Annotated in this window: 10 protein-coding genes; 2 read left to right on the top strand and 8 right to left on the bottom strand. The window is 39.8% G+C overall.

Translation table 11 applies throughout. The annotated features are described in order from the left end of the window. Positions 1-140: 140 nt before the first annotated feature. A complete protein-coding gene (locus B5X70_RS01220; RefSeq protein ID WP_079556220.1) occupies positions 141-2216 on the bottom strand; it encodes a beta-galactosidase in 2076 nt (691 codons plus the stop codon). A 423-nt stretch (positions 2217-2639) separates the two neighbouring features. Between B5X70_RS01220 and B5X70_RS01215 the strand changes: the two genes are divergently transcribed. Next, positions 2640-4901, top strand: a complete 2262-nt coding sequence (locus tag B5X70_RS01215; protein ID WP_079556027.1) for a S9 family peptidase — start codon at positions 2640-2642, stop codon at positions 4899-4901. A gap of 261 nt (positions 4902-5162) precedes the next feature. Here the strand turns inward: B5X70_RS01215 and B5X70_RS01210 are convergent, their stop codons facing one another. From B5X70_RS01210 to B5X70_RS01200, 3 genes are all read right to left on the bottom strand, one after another. Next, on the bottom strand, positions 5163-6830 hold the full coding sequence (locus B5X70_RS01210; RefSeq protein WP_079556026.1) for a family 43 glycosylhydrolase: 1668 nt from the start codon (positions 6828-6830) through the stop codon (positions 5163-5165). Between the two features lie 284 nt (positions 6831-7114). After that, positions 7115-8602, bottom strand: a complete 1488-nt coding sequence (locus tag B5X70_RS01205; RefSeq protein ID WP_079556025.1) for a UxaA family hydrolase — start codon at positions 8600-8602, stop codon at positions 7115-7117. Positions 8603-8633: 31 nt separating this feature from the next. Then, a complete protein-coding gene (locus B5X70_RS01200) occupies positions 8634-10115 on the bottom strand; it encodes a tagaturonate reductase (protein ID WP_198314233.1) in 1482 nt (493 codons plus the stop codon). A 455-nt stretch (positions 10116-10570) separates the two neighbouring features. On the opposite strand from B5X70_RS01200, the gene B5X70_RS01195 reads away from it, so the two are divergent. After that, entirely contained in the window at positions 10571-10831 is a 261-nt protein-coding gene (locus B5X70_RS01195; RefSeq protein WP_198314234.1) for a RagB/SusD family nutrient uptake outer membrane protein, read from the top strand. A 94-nt stretch (positions 10832-10925) separates the two neighbouring features. Here the strand turns inward: B5X70_RS01195 and B5X70_RS01190 are convergent, their stop codons facing one another. The 4 genes from B5X70_RS01190 to cmk all read right to left on the bottom strand — a co-directional run bounded on the left by B5X70_RS01190 (position 10926) and on the right by cmk (position 17791). Beyond that, a complete protein-coding gene (locus B5X70_RS01190) occupies positions 10926-12497 on the bottom strand; it encodes a glycoside hydrolase (RefSeq protein ID WP_079556024.1) in 1572 nt (523 codons plus the stop codon). A gap of 239 nt (positions 12498-12736) precedes the next feature. Further along, complete coding sequence (locus tag B5X70_RS01185) at positions 12737-15829, bottom strand: beta-galactosidase, LacZ type (RefSeq protein WP_079556023.1); 3093 nt, start codon at positions 15827-15829, stop codon at positions 12737-12739. A gap of 352 nt (positions 15830-16181) precedes the next feature. Next, a complete protein-coding gene (locus B5X70_RS01180; protein ID WP_079556022.1) occupies positions 16182-17078 on the bottom strand; it encodes a 4-hydroxy-3-methylbut-2-enyl diphosphate reductase in 897 nt (298 codons plus the stop codon). Next, positions 17075-17791 (bottom strand): (d)CMP kinase, encoded by a 717-nt coding sequence (gene cmk, locus B5X70_RS01175; RefSeq protein WP_079556021.1) that lies wholly within the window; start codon positions 17789-17791, stop codon positions 17075-17077. The genes B5X70_RS01180 and cmk overlap by 4 nt, the downstream gene beginning before the upstream one ends. Positions 17792-17808 lie beyond the last annotated feature (17 nt).

Raw genomic sequence — 17808 nt, 5'->3', positions numbered from 1 at the left:
AACATATATTAGAAGCTAAATTAAAACAGTTTCTCTGTAAGAACTCATCCGATGACTAACACAATCGTGGGGAAGTCATCGGATGAGTATTAAAGCTCCTTGAACTGCAAGGATACGATAGGATGAGTATTGAAAATACTTTATTCAACTTTCCACACCACAACTTCAGCAGGAGCGATATTAGGTTGTCCCACCAAAATTTGTGAACCGGAAGGTATTTTTACCTCATAGTTTTTATCCGAGTAATTCATGGCTACGCCAAAGCCATCGCGATACTCCACAAGAATACCTTCGGGGTAGCTTTCGGTTTTAATATTTGCGCGCTCAAAAACGCGTGTGAGCACTTTGTGCTCCAGTTGGCCGTCATGGGTATCAACCCCAACATAAGTTACTGTGCCGTTACCAAGCTTTCGCCAGGTTACAGCAGGTTTTCCGGCATAAAAATCATCTTCGAAAGTTGCCCATGATTCTGTTCCCGGGAATGGTTTCAAAATTTCGCCCCAGCTTGTCCAGGGATGCATTTCGCCATCCATTTTCACATTATCCGGGGCATGGGGCATTAAGAGATCATAAAACTCAATTTCACTTCCTATCAAATCATAAATGGGCTGAGCATAAGGCGCTTCCCATAAATGTCCGTAAGGATCCTGATGGCCGGTACGAACAGTCATCACCAGATGTCCGCCATTTTGGGCATAGGCCGTTAAGTTTTGTATGAGATCGCGGGAAATTTGTTGATAAGCAGGAACAACCAATACCGGGTATTTTGAGATATCCATGGTGTCGCGCACAAAATCAACAGGAGCTCCAAAAGATTTTAGAGCTTTGTAATATTTCAACACATGATTTTCGGTATGCCATTCCGTAGTTTGCGGATTGTGAGCCATTGCAATGGCATTATTGGGGTCAAATAAAACACCGGTATAACGTTTCAGATAGTCGTCGGGAACACTGGAACCGGAGTAGTTCTCACGCAATAAATTGATCTCTTCAATAAATTGCTGGAACTCCAGCCCTCCAGGTGATGGACGCACACCATCAAAATCCATGATTCCGTAATGGTATTGTTCATAACCATATAAAGGCGCACGGAAACGGTATGTACAGGTAAATTTGCTGCCACCTGCAAAAACATGCCAGTTCCAAAGCCGAACAGCACCGGGAAGCGGTTGCGGATTAATTTGCCCCCAGTTCACCTGCCCGGGTTGAAGTTCCATAACACCAATAATTTCTGACAACGGCCTGAAATAATCGTTGGCCATGGCGATTCGAAGCGGCTCACCTATTCTGTATCCCTTTCGGCCAACTCCAAGTCCCTCTCCATAAATCATATATCGGGTATAAGTCACAAAGTCCAGTTCCCGGCTTTGTCCGATATAGCGGACATCATACATGGGGATATAATTTGTAGTAATCCATTGATCACGTTTTATATGCTTGCGAATGGTTCGTGCCTGCTTGTCCATAAACGAGGATGTTTCCCAATCGGAAAATCTGGTGTGATCGAGCCGTTGATGCAAATTCATGCCCCACTGTGAGTGCAGTGGAATATTTATTTGTGAGAAATCATTGTACAATCCACTCCAGAAATCATTGCCCCAGGCTTTGTTCAAAGCCTCAATGGTTCCGTACTTCTCTTTAAGCCATGCACGAAAACGTTCATGCGCATCGGATCCATAATCTACAGAAGTACGAGGTTCATTATCGAGCTGCCACCCAATAACCCGCTCATCATTTCCATAACGTATTGCCAACTCGGCAATCATTTTTTGAGAATACTCTCTGTAAAAAGAACTGGAAAAAGATGCATGCTGACGGGCTCCGTGATCCATACGGGTACCGTCTTCATGAGTTATAAGCACCTCTGGATATTTCCGCACCAACCATACTGGAGGCGTTGCGGTAGATGTACACAGAATCACTTTAAGACCATATTTATCTGCTAGTTCGATGGCGCGATCCAGCCAATCAAAATCATACTTTCCCTCTTCCGGCTCCAGTTGAGCCCATGCAAATTCACCATAATGGGTAAACTCAAAACCCATTTCGGCCATTTGTTTTAAATCCCTTTCCCATACCGATTCGTCCCAGTGTTCCGGATAATAATAAGCTCCTACAGAGATTAATTCTGACGCAGGATAGAACCGCTCTGCACTCTGCGGGTACGAAAAGCTTACCATTAAAAGTAAGCAAACTGACAAAATCATTTTTTTCATCCGTAAATCAATTTTTTTAATAAAGTCGGATGGAACTCGCATGATGAGTTTTCATCCAGATGTGTGATTAATTAATCATGCTCGTTTCATAGATACACTTGTTTGCTATATACTATTTAATAAAATTCCTTTATATTATTTAAACCGATAAAAAGAGCAGCCTGCGTCCAATTAATTTGAACAAAAGGAATGATGAGAGCCCGTTATTTAATGGACACTCCGGGATTTTACTTTATAAAAATAAACAACATAAGCAAATAATACAAATATTAACATCTCGTTACAAACAACACTTACCATATCGAATAACAATCCTAATCAAAATCGCACAATTATCACATTTTTAAAAATAATTGGCACTTTTTCTAAAACCATCATCACCATTTCTTAAAATCGTTATATTGCGTTTTTAAAACTGATTTTATGACATTTGGAATTAAATACTTCGGCTACTTATACCGCCTTTTACTGTTATTCATCACATTATTATCCATCCCTGTTTTTGCTCAGTTTACGGCTGAAGATTACAAGCAAGCCGACTCCATTTCTAAATTTAACGATATGGTGTACAACACCATATTGGGCTCCGGTTGGATTGACACCACGCACGTTTTGTGGTATGCTTTAAAGACCAAACAAGGTACTGAATATTTTCTTGCCGACTCAAAAGAGAAAAACATTCGCAAGGCTTTCGATCATGAAATGCTAAGCGATGCCATCAAAAAAGTAAATGGCAGCAATCGGGTATCTCCATACACATTGCCTATTAGAGACCTCTCTTTCAAAGCAGGTTTAGATACCATTACTTTTACGATAAATAACATAAACTATGAAGTCGATTTAAGCAGTTATGAACTAAAGGAGACCTCCCGGGTTCGCCAAAGAGGAAACAGAGGACATTGGGGACAAACAACAGATGAACTGAGTCAATCTCCCGTTATGTCTCCCGATAGTCTTTGGACGGCATTCATTAAAGACTACAACGTATATATTCGAAACAGGCAGGATAACACTGAGTACCAACTCAGTTTTGATGGGGCACAAGGGGACACTTACTCTTCTTTCATCTCATGGTCGCCAGACTCACGCTACCTGGCAACCAACAAAGTGCGATTACATGAGAAACAGTTCATTCGATTTATTGAATCTGCTCCTTCGGATCAGCTGCAGCCAAAACTACATGAAATAGAGTATCTAAAACCCGGCGACGCGCTTCCCATAAAACGCCCTTCGCTTTTCAATGTGGAAGAAAAGCTGCAAATTCCCCTTGAAACCAAGCCTTTTGAGCACCAATACTCACTTTCTAACCCGGCCTGGTGGGACGACAGCAGAGGGTTCACGTTTGAATTTAATGAACGCGGACACCAAACTTATCAGGTGGTTGAGGTTGATGCACAAACAGGAAATGTAAGGATACTCATTGACGAAACAAGCCCTACTTTTATCGATTACAGTGGAAAACGGTATCGACATAACATGAAGAATGGAGAGGAAATAATTTGGGCATCTGAACGTGATGGTTGGAACCATCTCTACCTTTACGATGCAAAAAGGGGAAGAGTAAAAAACCAAATTACCAAAGGAGAATGGGTAGTCAGAGGCGTTGAACATGTAGACGAAGAAAACAGGCAAATTTTGTTCCGGGCCAGTGGCCGGAACAAAAGTGAAGACCCATACAACATACATTACTATCGGATTGGATTTAATGGAAGAGGGCTTACTGAACTTACACCGGAAGAGATGAACCACCATGCATCTTTTTCGCACAATCACAAATTCTTTTTAAACACCTTCTCAACACCCGAATATCCGCCGATTAGCGTAATTCGAGACGGAGAAAACGGGAATATTGTACTTAAACTAGCGCAAGCAGACATCTCTGATCTGGAAAATGAAGGATGGATTGCCCCTGAGGTTTTTGTGGCAAAAGGGCGCGATGGAAAAACTGATATATGGGGCAACATTTACCGTCCGTCAAATTTTGATCCCGAAAAAGACTACCCGATAATAGAGTATATTTATGCCGGACCTCACAGTTCATTTGTACAGAAAAGTTTTGCGCCTTACATGGGTGCTTTTAGCAGTCTGGCAGAACTCGGTTTTATTGTAGTACAGATTGACGGGATGGGAACTTCCAACCGTTCCAAAACTTTTCATGATGTATGCTGGAAAAATCTAAAAGACGCAGGGTTTCCCGACAGGATATTATGGATAAAAGCTGCAGCAGTAGAATATCCATACATGGATACCACAAGGGTGGGTATCTATGGTGCCTCTGCAGGAGGCCAAAGTGCCATGGGCGCGCTTCTGTTCCATCCTGAGTTTTACATAGCGGGTGTAGCTTCATCAGGCTGCCACGACAACCGAATGGATAAAATATGGTGGAACGAACAATGGATGGGTTATCCGATTGGCCCTCATTACCAGGAATCATCTAATGTTGTCAATGCTCATAAACTCCAGGGAAATTTAATGCTGATTAATGGAGAAATAGACGATAATGTGGATCCTGCCTCCACCATGCAAGTGGCAAAAGCCCTGATAGAAGCCAATAAAGAATTTGAACTGGTAATATTACCATCTGTAGGACACACACTTGGCGGTGTATATGGGGAACGCAAACGAAGAGACTTCTTCATTCGTCATCTTTTAAAGCAGAAAACACCGAACTGGAACAGTCAATGAAATCCGTATGACAGGATACTTTAAAATGAACGGACATCACATACAATTTAATGTGGTTGATGCAAATACTTTAAGGTAAGCACAGGAATGCCCCGAAAATTACAGGGATTTAATAGTTAGAAAGCCGGTTACAGCGACTATTTTAATGACCTGATTCCGGAATTACAGGATGAAATCACAAGAAAGCAGAACAATATGGATAAAAAAACTCAAGGACTTTTCGTTGAAAAGTCCTTGAGAATATTTTAGCACAAGAAAAAATTAATCGCGTACCGGATTAACCCCTTCAGTTGTCATAATCACCCTTTGGATGGAGCCATCCTCATTATGATGTAGATAATCAATACAAACAGAACGCAAATAGCTTCCACCCTGTGTTGGCAATGCACCATTGTGATAAACAAAATACCATTGTCCCTTAAATTCAACAATAGCCTGGTGATTTGTATTGCTGTTTCCGGCTACTTCATTTAAAATACCCATGTACTCCCAAGGGCCATTGATGCTTTTACTTCTTGCATAAGCAGTTTTTTCCGGGAACCATGCAGCATAAGATAGGTAGTACCAATCATTCTTCTTATGGATCCAAGGTGCTTCGGTGAAGTGAGGAAGATCCTCGATTGTCATAATATCACCATCCATTTCAATCATATTGTCCTTAAGCTTTACATAGTAGCAACATGTGTTACCCCAAAACAGATAAGCCTGTCCGTCATCATCAATCCATACGGTCGGATCTATATCGTCCCAGGTAATGTTTGTACAATGAGTAGTCATATCATTGGTAATCAAAGCAGACCCAATGGCATCCACAAACGGACCGGTTGGGCTGTCAGACACTGCCACCCCAATTGCACGTGCCCCGGTATAATGTTGAGTTGATACATACCAGTAAAATTTGCCATCACGCTCAATAACCTGGGCTGCCCATGCATAATTACCTCTTGCCCAACTAAAATCAGAAGGTCGCAATGGAATGGGGTGTTCGTACCATGTTTCTAAATCTTCAGATGAAAACACTACCCAGTTTGGCATATTATAACCTCTTCCGTCACCAACATCCTGACCTGCATAAATATAAAAAACATCATCGTGAACAAGAGCAGCAGGATCCGCTGTGTATTTATGAGAGAACAGAGGGTTTCCATTAGCAATCAATCTAATGGGACGTTGAGCATACTCCACATGAGCCTCAGCCAATCCGCTGGTTTCTCGTCCCAACCGATTGATTTCTCTTGCCGTCAATGCTTTGTCATAAATTCTGAAATCAGCCAACAAGCCTCTCAAATAATTATCTTCCTTGTATGGAGAGCGACCAATAAAATTGAATTTTGTTTTGCCTATTGCTGATGGGAAAATATCTACAGTATTAGACGCAACCATTTTCCCATCTATGAAAAGGTTTCCCTGGTTGCCTTCTTGAGTATATACAATATGCATCCAGGCACCCTGTTGAACAGGTTCTCCCACTCGTACCGCTTGTTCGGCTCTATTGTCGGTTTTTGTAATGGCATATGCCTGATCGCGTGCACTTAAGAACATACAACCATTGCCATCGCTTCTAATGTCAGTTGAATTTGAAAATGTTAAGATAAAACTACCATGAAGACTCAAGCTAACACCCTCATCAACATAAACGTAAGTTGCGACAGAAAAATCTTTCAAAGAATTCACCAACTCCCCGGTTTTCTCCCCCATGTCGAGATAACCATTGTGGAACCCTAGGTTCAGAATATGGTAATCGCCCATATGATCCAAAAATGCTTCGTTTTTCAATTCTGCATTAAACCCATTTCCACTCATATCCAGGATTTCGCCTGAAGGAGTGACACTCTTGAAATCGTAATGCAGTTTCAAATTCCGATTCTGACTTGTCAGCTGAAAAAACATCAGCATAGCCATTGAAACAATAAAAACCCTTTTTTTCATATTTGTAGTTTTTTTGTCAAGGTCAGATGAAACTTGCCCCAGATTATTTTATGCCTTTAGAACAAAAAATTCCCTAATTGCTCATTTCACCTGTTTCCTTTTTAGTTATAAAATATAATACAAAACTGTGTAAAGATATTTTAAATTTTATACGTACCAAATACTTTTATAAAAAAAACTACAATATTTCACAATTTAAACTAGATTTATCACAAAAAAGCGAGTAGATCAAATTTGATCTACTCGCTTTGAATTCTCAATATATAACAGTTACAAACAAGTCATTAAAGGGTTACTCCGGTTTTAAAAATAGCGATCTCTTTAAACCCGGTCTCCTCGTGTTTCAACTTTTTTCCGCTGGCCACTTCAACCACAAAACTGATGAACTCTTCAAGCAACTGATCCATGGTTTTACCTTCCAATAGTTGACCAGCATTAAAATCAATCCAGTTCGTCTTTTTATTGAAAAGGTTAGAGTTGGTTGAAATTTTCATTGTAGGTATAAAACTACCAAATGGAGTTCCCCTTCCGGTGGTGAAAAGCACCATCTGACATCCGCTGAAACCAAGAGCTGATGCAGCAACCAAATCATTACCTGGAGCAGAAAGCAAATTGAGTCCATTCGTACGAATGGGCTCAGCATATTTCAATACATCAACCACAGTGGCTGTTCCTCCTTTTTGGGTACAGCCCAATGATTTATCCTCCAAAGTAGAAATACCACCATCTTTATTCCCGGGCGAGGGATTTTCATAAACCGGCAGATTATGCTTATGGTAGTAGTCCTTAAACCCATTAATCAACTCCACCGTTTTCTGAAACACTTCCTTATTAATGGCTCTCTCCATTAGGATGGTTTCTGCACCAAACATTTCAGGAACTTCCGTTAAAACCGTTGTGCCGCCTTGCGCAACCAGAAAATCAGAAAATACACCAACCAATGGGTTGGCAGTAATTCCGGAGAAACCATCGGAGCCTCCACATTTCAATCCAACTTTTAATTCAGATAGAGGCACAGGCTCTCGTTTGTCATAACGCATCTCCTCGTAAATCTCCTTGAGCATAGAAAAACCGGCTTCAACCTCATCATCCACCTCCTGTGCAACCATGTACCGCACTCGAGACTCATCGTAATCACCTATGAATTTTTTAAGATGTGAGATTTGATTGTTTTCACAGCCTAATCCTATAACAAGCACACCTCCAGCGTTGGGATGATTAATGACATCGGCCAAAGCTTTTTGAGTGTTTTCATGGTCATCTCCAAGTTGAGAACAACCGTAACTGTGTTTGAAAACTTCTACCCCATCTATATCAACAGGGTTAACTTCACGGTTAAACCTGTTGATGATTTGCTGGGCTTGCCCATTAACACACCCAACTGTGGGTACAATCCAAAGCTCATTTCGGATTCCGGTTTTCCCGTTTGAACGACGGTAGCCGTCAAACGTCATGTTTCGGTCGGAAAAGCGCAGTTCATTTAACTTTTGATTAAATGAGTAAACCAGATTCCCCGAAAGGTTTGTTTTCAAATTCTGCGTGTGGACATGCATTCCGGCGTTTATGGCCTGAGTTGCATGACCGATTGGCGCACCATATTTAATGATGTCCTCATTTATATCAATATTTTTTAACGCAACCTTATGTCCAACAGGAATATTCTCTGTTAGAGTTACCTGATAACTTTCAACGTTAACAACATCTCCGGCATTTGCAGCTTCCAGTGCAACAGCCACGTTATCTTCGGGGTTTACCAATAAGAACTTTGCCATTATATCATATTTTTCCGATGAGTAAAATGTATTAAGACATTTGCATCAAAGGATTGTTTTTATTTAATACAGCCTTTACAGCACGTTTCATTCCTACTTGTTGAATGAGGAACAGATAATGACTTACTGATATGGTAAGATTTGGAACTTTATTTAAATCTCGTTTCCATACCTTGTCCAGTTTTAGAACCTTCTCCACCAGTTGGTAAATTGAAACCGGTCGGCCATCGCATGCCTCCCATGCCTCTTTGTAAAAATCTATAATCCACTGATCGTCCTGAACCGGATATTTTTGACCATCGGCTTCTCCTTTAAAATAGGCGATCATGGCCGCAAGAGAAAAGACGAGTTTTTGCGGTAACATACCATGGCTCTCATAATAGTTCAGCAATGATGGAAGGTTGCGGGTTTCCCATTTCGACATGGCGTTTAAGGCAATACTCTGCCATTGATGACGGATATATGGATTTCTGAAACGCTCAAGAATTTTCTTGGCAAAAGATTTCAGTTCCACATCCTCGCCTTCAAGAACAGTAAGTACCTCATCATACACCAGGTCGCGCATAAATTCACCGGTTTCAAGATTTTCGAATGCCTCTCGCACTGTTTCAATTCCACTTAAAAAAGATACAGCATAACTTCCGGTATGGCAACCATTCAATACCTGAACTTTTTGTTCCCGATATTTGGTCATGTCCTTCACGAATTTCACATCCAATCCGGCCTTATCGGCAGGAAACTCTTTCTTCACCCATTCCGGAGCTTCAATTACCCAAAAATGGAAGTATTCACCTACAACTACTAAATCATCTTCAAATCCTAATTCACGTTGAATCTCTTTGATGTCATCTTTTGGAAAACCGGGAACAATTCTGTCAACCAAAGTATTACAGAAACAACATGCAACATCGACCCAATTGATGAACTCTTTTTCAAGACCCCACTTTTCTGCGTGCTTTAAAACAAATTTCTTTAAAATATCACCATTTCTATCAATCAATTCGCAGGGGAAGAAAATCAATCCTTTTGATGCATCGCCGTTGAACTGCTTGTAACGTGCATACAATAAAGCCGCCACTTTTCCTGGAAACGAATTTTGTGGTTTCAGATCAAGGCTTTCGTTATCATCCCAACTAATACCGGCTTCGGTAGTATTGGAAATAACAAAACGCAACTCAGGATTCAAAACAGAGGATTCGTATTTCTCATATTCGGTGTATGGATTGATGCCCGCGTTAAGACAATCAATTAGTGTATACTCTTGAATTGGCTGCCCGTCTTTTATCCCTTTTAAATAAACATGGTATAAACCATCCTGGTCGTTCAGCATATTAATCATCCCATTGGCCAAAGGTTGAACAACATCAATTCCAGTGTTAAAATCAATGGATTTGTTCATTTTGTGAACAATCCAATCGGAAAAAGCACGCAAAAAATTACCTTCTCCAAATTGTAGAATACGTGTAGGGTAAGTTTTGGCTTCAGTTGCATTCTGACGATTCAGCTTCATCATTATTATAGTTTTTTATTGGTTTAGATCGAAATAATTGAAATTCAAAACCGTTCTCGTTAACGGTAATTATATAAACGACTACATTCTAATATCCAGAGAACGGCATTAATAAAACAAACAACACCAAAAACATGTATCAAGAAAGATACTCTACGCTGTATTTCAGTTCATTTAGGGATATATCACAATGTAACAGCTTAAATAAACACAAAAAGACCAGCCAAAATACTTCGTTGCTTAATACAAAATTAATTTTCACAAAGATATGAAGGCAATGCTAAATAGAAAAGAAAAAACGGAAAACAAAAACAGCGTTAATGATTTTTAACTCTGCGAAAACTTTATATACCTGTATATCTACTCTTTAGCGCATTTAATAAACCTGCGTGTTCGTTAACGTTTCAAATCTTCTAAAGTAATCTTCTGCTTGAAAACATCAAGACACATTTTTTTTAGTGTTTCTATTTCCAATTGCATTAAACAACCTTGATTTCATACTTGATGAACGTGCAAGAGAGATGTTTGCTGAAGAAAATCGCCAATTAACAATAATGCGAACCGGAACTTTAATTGAAAGAGCAAAAATCAATAGCGATAGCTCAATTAAAGAAACCATTTCTGGGCTAAATCATCGCATTAACCTGTTCCCGATTCCATTAAGCGAAATACAAAGAAACAAGGACGTTAAATGGGAAAATAATCCGGGATATAATTAATTCAAACCGTAATTTTAAAAAATGCTATCTGAATTCTCAGATAGCATTTTTATCATATAACCAATTATTCGATCTTAATACAAATAAACGATCCTCAATTAACATTTGTTATCGTAATCATTGCTCTCGCTGGCATTTCTACCACGTCTCCAATGCCAATTGTACCTTTACGGGTAAGGTTGTTTTCAGATCTATGGTCGGTTAAGTAGTATTTGAATTCAGTATTAAACTCTCCATTTTCAGTGGTCATCACAAAAGGAATCGAAGTTTCTGAATAGTTAATCAATACCATCGTAGTATATTGTCCATCGTCAGACACAAATGCAGTACTCATTAAGGATTCAAGGGCAGCTTCGTCCTGTATGTTGTCACCCCTCGAAACTTGAACTCTCCTCATTCCTGGAAGTACAAATCGTGAAAAATGACCCATGGCCCACAATTTCTTAGAGTCATATATTTCTCCGTCATATTTATCATGATCTATATAAACCAAACCATCATTATAATCATAAGGACTTACACCAAGCCACCATTGCCACGATTGAGCATTGGCAAAAACAAGATCGGCAAACATCACCCTGGCCATATATAAGGCAGCATCCATCCCGAGATCTCGTCCTGGTCCCGTAATTTCGCTATTGTTTTCCAGAATGCAATACTCTGTCATCCAAAATTCAATGGACATGGGATTAGATTCAATAGCTTCGCGAACCCGTTTTCTGGTTTCAACCAAATTTTCTGTTGGCCATGTGGTAAAATAACTGTGCGCTGCAATTTTGGGAGTAACACGTGACAAATTACCAATGTAATTATCAGATTCTGGATCAAAAAAAGCACGGATCTGACTTCCTCTCCCTGGTTTATCGTTGGATTCATACAGATACTTATAATGTGCTGTTTCTGGAATTTCCAATTGAGAAACGATATTCCGTTTCTCAAATTTCTGATTAATAATTCGGGTTATGGCAGCAATCTCGCTATTTTGCGCAGGAGCCCCTTCTTGTCCCCCATCAATCCAGTCCCATTGAGGCTCGTTAAATGGGCTAATGTAATTCAAAAATACGCCATCATTCTTTTCAACATTCTCCACAACATCAGCAAGATATACAGCGAATGCTGAATAATTCTCTTCAGGCAAATTATATCTATGGTTATCTGAGGAGTACGCACGTCCATTTCTTGTCAGAAATACAGGAGGGCTGTTTAAAAAGCCAATAAAATGCTCCACGCCTCTTTCTTGCGCAGCTTTTAAGAACCATCGTTGACCTGATTGTTGATTCCAATCATACTGCGAATCTCCAACCATAAACGACTCTGCCCGTCGCCATTCATCTCTAATTCCGCTATTTCTCCCCTGTGCAGCGCTTCCCCCTCCTATGTTAAAGCGCCACATGTTTAAACCAATCCCCTTTGGATTTGAGTCTCTATCAAACTTTGAACTAAACAGCCAATCTGCAATTTGTTCCTTTTTGTCCTCCGGCCAATATTTGCCAACAAACTGGCAACTCCAAGCATCAGAGGCTCCAAAACCATGTATTATCTGATACTTTTTATTTTGATTGATAATTAATTCAATGGTTTCAGAACTGCGTGCAACATTATTATTTGCCTTACAACCAAAGGCCCCAATAATGACAATAAATGTTAGAAGTATTAAAATTTTCATCAGTTTATTTTTTGTTTTGTATTTGCCCCCGAAGCCTCAGGAGAACTCGCCAATCCAGTCATTGGCTACGCCGATCTTCGATTCCTCTGTGTGAGAAAAGCTATCTCATGGGTCGTTTCCCGCATGAAGAGCACTTATTAATTCATGTGATAATTTTAGCTATATTGAGATGGGCTAGAGATAACAAGAGCTGTGGTTAATTAAACCACAGCTCTGTTTGTATAACTTCATTGATTGAATTATTTCCTAAAGGGAGTAATTGTAAACTGATAGCTATACTCCGAATCCAGCAATTTATATTGGTCATGAGTATGGTTACCCCAACTATTATCTCCCCCAACACCCATCTGCTCCAAATCGATATTCACTTCTGTGATATTTCTTTGAGGCAATTCATAATAATGAGTCAGGTTGTTCCCAAGATCATCAATGGTAAAATGATAAGTACTTGAATTTAAAGGTTGCTTTCCATCAATTCGCAACCCAAAGCCTCTCTCATTGGAGACCTCAAACCAACGTACATGCGTCTTATTACCACTCTCCTGAGGCACAGGATAAGGAGTATGCTGATCAATTACTCTTCCACTGTATAAATCAACAAAAGCTGCCGACTCCCTGTCCTGATAGGTTTCAAATGGACCCTTGCCATACCAGGTTACATAATTAAATTCACCTGGCATTATCAAATTCATTCCAAAGCGAGGCAATTCTGGCAGGCTTTCATCTACCTTATTAAAGTAAACCGATACATCAACGCTACCGTCTCCCTTTATTAAGTAGGTTACATTATAAACCGATAAAGAAGGGGATATTGTGGATGCAACCTCTACGCGATAGATTCCATCCTGTTCTTTGGTTACATCAATGGACTCCAAAGTGCGCTCTCCCTGTACATTTCTCCACACCGACAGGCGGTTTGGCATATTGTTTCCCTTGTCGTTGCTGGTGGGAACCCTCCAGAAGTTAGGTTGTAATGAACGACGCAACATATCTCTTCCTGCATATTTCCAGTCAGAAATATTACCGGTCGATTTATCCATGATAATGGCAAAGTCTTTTCCCAAAAAGTAATAGTGTTTATCACTCTCTGTCAATGCAAGAGAAGGATAGTCTAGAGGTGCTTCATCCTTAGCTACAAAAACCGGAAGCAAAAATTGCTCTGTGGCAACCACATGGTTGGCACTTAGCATTCCTTCGTCATTCTTTAAAGTTGCATATAGATTAAGAAAATACTCTTTACCTGGTTCAGCTGAAAAATCCATAGGAATATTCACCACGGCATCCCCTTGAGCAGCAATGGGTCGCCTAAAATCAATGGTACCCTTGCTAACAACTTTCCCTTCTGACTTGATCTCGTAGGTAAAGTCATAAGGCTCAGTGGTGCGGAAAAAATGCTCATTAAAAATTCGAATTCGACCTCTAGATAAATCATTGGCTGTAAACCAGAAATTTTGATAGGCTTTTTTCACTTCCCACAATGCAGGTTTTGGGGTTCTGTCGGCAAAGACAATTCCATTCATACAAAAATCACCATCGGATGGTACATCATGTGGTCCAAAGTCGCCCCCATAAGCAATATAAGGAGTTCCATCAGCAGTATGTTGTAACAATCCCTGATCCATCCAGTCCCAAATAAAACCTCCCTGTAACTGACGCTCTTTTCTGATCAATTCCCAATAATCAATAATGTTCCCATTACTGTTACCCATACCATGAGAGTATTCGCACAAAATTAATGGACGGTGATCATTTAACTTTAAAAAGTCCTTCATCTCTGGTATAGGCATGTACATAGGGGCTACAATATCAGTGTAATCCTCTGTAAATGCTTGTTCATACTGAACAAGCCGCGTTGGATCCCACTCCTTTGTTGCTTTATAAAGCTGACGGAAATTTTCTCCACGTCCGGCTTCATTTCCAAGCGACCAGATTATAACTGAAGGGTGATTCTTATCTCTTTGCACCAATCTCTTCATGCGATCCATCTTTGGAGCAAGCCAATCAGGATCACGTGCAAGGATGTTATTCATATTGTATCCATTATCCGGAACATCATACACACCAAGTCCATGAGATTCTATATTCGCCTCATTTACCACATACATGCCATAGATGTCGCACAATTCATATAAATATGAATCATTGGGATAGTGAGCAGTACGAACGGCATTAATATTAAACTCCTTCATCAGTTTAATATCTGCCTCCATTGCTTCACGGGTAATATAGTGACCATTGATCATATCATGATCGTGACGATTAACTCCCTTTAGCAAGACCGGCTGACCATTAACCAAGAGCTGACGGTTCTTTAATTCTACGGTTCTGAAACCTACCCGCGAAGTTCTGATATCAACAACCTTGTTTTGATTATCCTTTAGTGTAATAAACAATTGGTATAGGTAAGGATTTTCAGCACTCCACTGATTTACACGACGAAGCCTGTGGTCAAAATTCAACTTGTTATTATTAACAGCCTTTGTTTCGTTAAAAACAGGACTCCCATTTGCGTCCACCAACTTAACATCAACTGAATACCCCGGCTTTACCTCATTTAATTCTACATCCAGATTCAATAATCCATCACGATAATTTGAGGTTAAGCCTGCCTTGACAAAAAAGTCTGCTACATGTGTTCTTGGTAACGAGTACAAGTAAACATCTCTCTCTATTCCAGATAAGCGCCACATATCCTGACCCTCAATATAGCTGGCATCAGACCAGCGAAAAACCTGAACAGCAAGCTTGTTTTTTCCGGTTTTAAGAAATTCTGTGATATCAAATTCAGCTGGCAATTTGGATTCCTGAGAATAACCAACTTTTTCTCCGTTTACCCAAACGTACATAGCGGAGTTTACGGCTCCAAAATGCAAAATAACTTGATCTTGGCTCCAATTGGAAGGAATTTCAAAATGTGTCACATAAGAACCTACTGGATTATAAAAATCCTGTATATGCGGGGGATCAACCACAAAAGGATATTGAACATTAACGTAAATCGGAGTTCCAAAACCATGCATCTGCCAGTTTCCGGGAACCGGAATTATATCCCATCCATCTGTGGATACCTCAGGATTATAAAAATCCTTTGGACGCTGTGACGGATTTATAGACCAATTAAAATCCCAATCTCCGTTTAATGATAGGTAATAATCCGAATTTCTTCTTTCATTTTCCCTTGCTTCATCAATATTCCTGAATGGAAACGAGTTTGCAAATGCTGGACGTTTGTTAACTGCAAAAACATCCTGTGCTTCCCAGTCATTTCTCTCAGCTTTGGAAAAACTGGTTGTACATAAAACCAAAATCAGCAAAAAAACTAAATTCCGCATAGTAATATATTTAATTAATTGAATATTTATCTATTTGTGCCATCTTTCATTATTGACTCTACAATTATATTAGAAAGAATTAATCTGTTTAAAATTATTGTTTTTATAACGATAACAAATCTAAACAGAACTATTAATTTCCAATAATACAAATTTCCCAAAAACTATAATAAACTCGAAGGTCAACTTTTCAAATACAGAAACAGCCATATTTAACACGTGTACATCAACAAAAATCAAGTTTTAATGAGATAATGCTCAACAGATACCGAAATAAAATTATGATTCGACATCGCGGTTTGCGCACATATAGCAGAAAACAAATTAGAAATTTAGATTAAAAAAAGGCTGCTCATTCGAGCAGCCTTTTCACTGATTCAGCAAGATTCTCCATTAGCCATTGTGGAGTAGATGTTGCTCCACATATCCCAATTGAAGTTATTTTATCCGAAAACCAATCCTTTTTCACATTTGTAATTCCAGTAACATAGTATGTTGCGCGATTAACCTTTTTACAGACTTCATACAAAAACTGCCCATTGCTGCTCTTTTTACCTCCCACAAATAGAATAACATCATATTTTGAGGAAAAATCCTGCAAATGAGGCACCCGATTACCAACCTGCGCACAGATTGTACGGTTTACCTTAAGTAAATCGGGGTCAACAAGGTGCTTTTCCAACAGATTGCGTATCTCATCGAATCCTGAATAACTCATGGTAGTCTGACTAAACAGAACGATAGGTTTGTTTCGTGCAAGGTTTTTGATCTCTTCAGGGAATTGTATTACAATCGCTTCGTCATTGGTTTGACCAACCAACCCTCTCACTTCAGCATGACCTTTTTTCCCATATATGATGATCTGTCCGTTTACCGACTGCATTTCTTTCCAGGCCTTTTTGACCCGCTCCTGAAGTTTTAAGACAACGGGACACGTTGCATCAATCAGTTTTGCACCGGATTTTTCAACTTTTATATAGGTGGAAGGAGGCTCTCCATGTGCTCTGAATAATATGGTCTGTTCATTAGAGTGTTCACCACAAGCATCGGGCAAAACACCCATCCCCTTCTTTTTCAGACGATTTACCTCCTCTTCGTTATGTACAATATCGCCAAGACTGGATAATAAATCTCCATTATTTAATGATTCTTCGGCCAATTTTACTGCTCGTGCCACACCAAAGCAGAAGCCCGATTTTTTATCTACCTCAATGATTAATTTCTGCATATCCAGAGAATCCTCCGTCATTTCTGTAGAAGTTTATATAAGCCACGTTCACTTAACTTTTCCAAAACCCAATCAAACTGCTCTTCCCTGTTCATGAAGCTATTATCAAGAACCAGAGCATCATCGGCCTTGCGCAAAGGGCTCTCGGCTCGTGTACTATCAATATGATCACGATTTTGAACATTAGAGAGAACATCCTCAAATGAAACGTCCTCTCCTTTGCTTTGCATTTCATCAAACCTTCTTTGCGCGCGAACTTCCGGACTGGCGGTCATAAACAACTTTATATCAGCATTTGGAAATACAACCGTTCCAATGTCACGGCCATCAAGCACCACTCCACCGCTTTGCCCCATCTCTTGCTGAAGTTTTACTAACCTCTCCCGTACGAACTTTAATGCACTGATGGCACTTACATTATTACTGACCTCCAGAGTCCGAATAGCCTTTTCAACGTTTTCTCCATTTAACCATGTGTCCAACTCTCCGGTGCTGGAATTGCGCTTAAACTCTACCACAATTTCTGATAGGCTGTCCTGCAGTTTGTCAACATTTATAACGCCATCATTAATGACTCCCCGGCTCAAAGCAAATAGCGTAACCGCTCTATACATGGCTCCGGTATCAATATATATCAGGCTCAGTTTCTTTGCTAAATCTTTAGCGATTGTGCTTTTCCCACACGAGGAGTGACCATCAATGGCGATGATTATTTTGTCTGCTGGTTTTGACATGAAGGTGCTGCTTAAGT

The sequence above is a fragment of the Alkalitalea saponilacus genome (assembly GCF_900168165.1).
Lineage (GTDB): Bacteria > Bacteroidota > Bacteroidia > Bacteroidales > Marinilabiliaceae > Natronoflexus > Natronoflexus saponilacus.
Note: the sequence above shows the minus strand (reverse complement) of the source record. Positions and strands in the feature narration are given on the sequence as shown.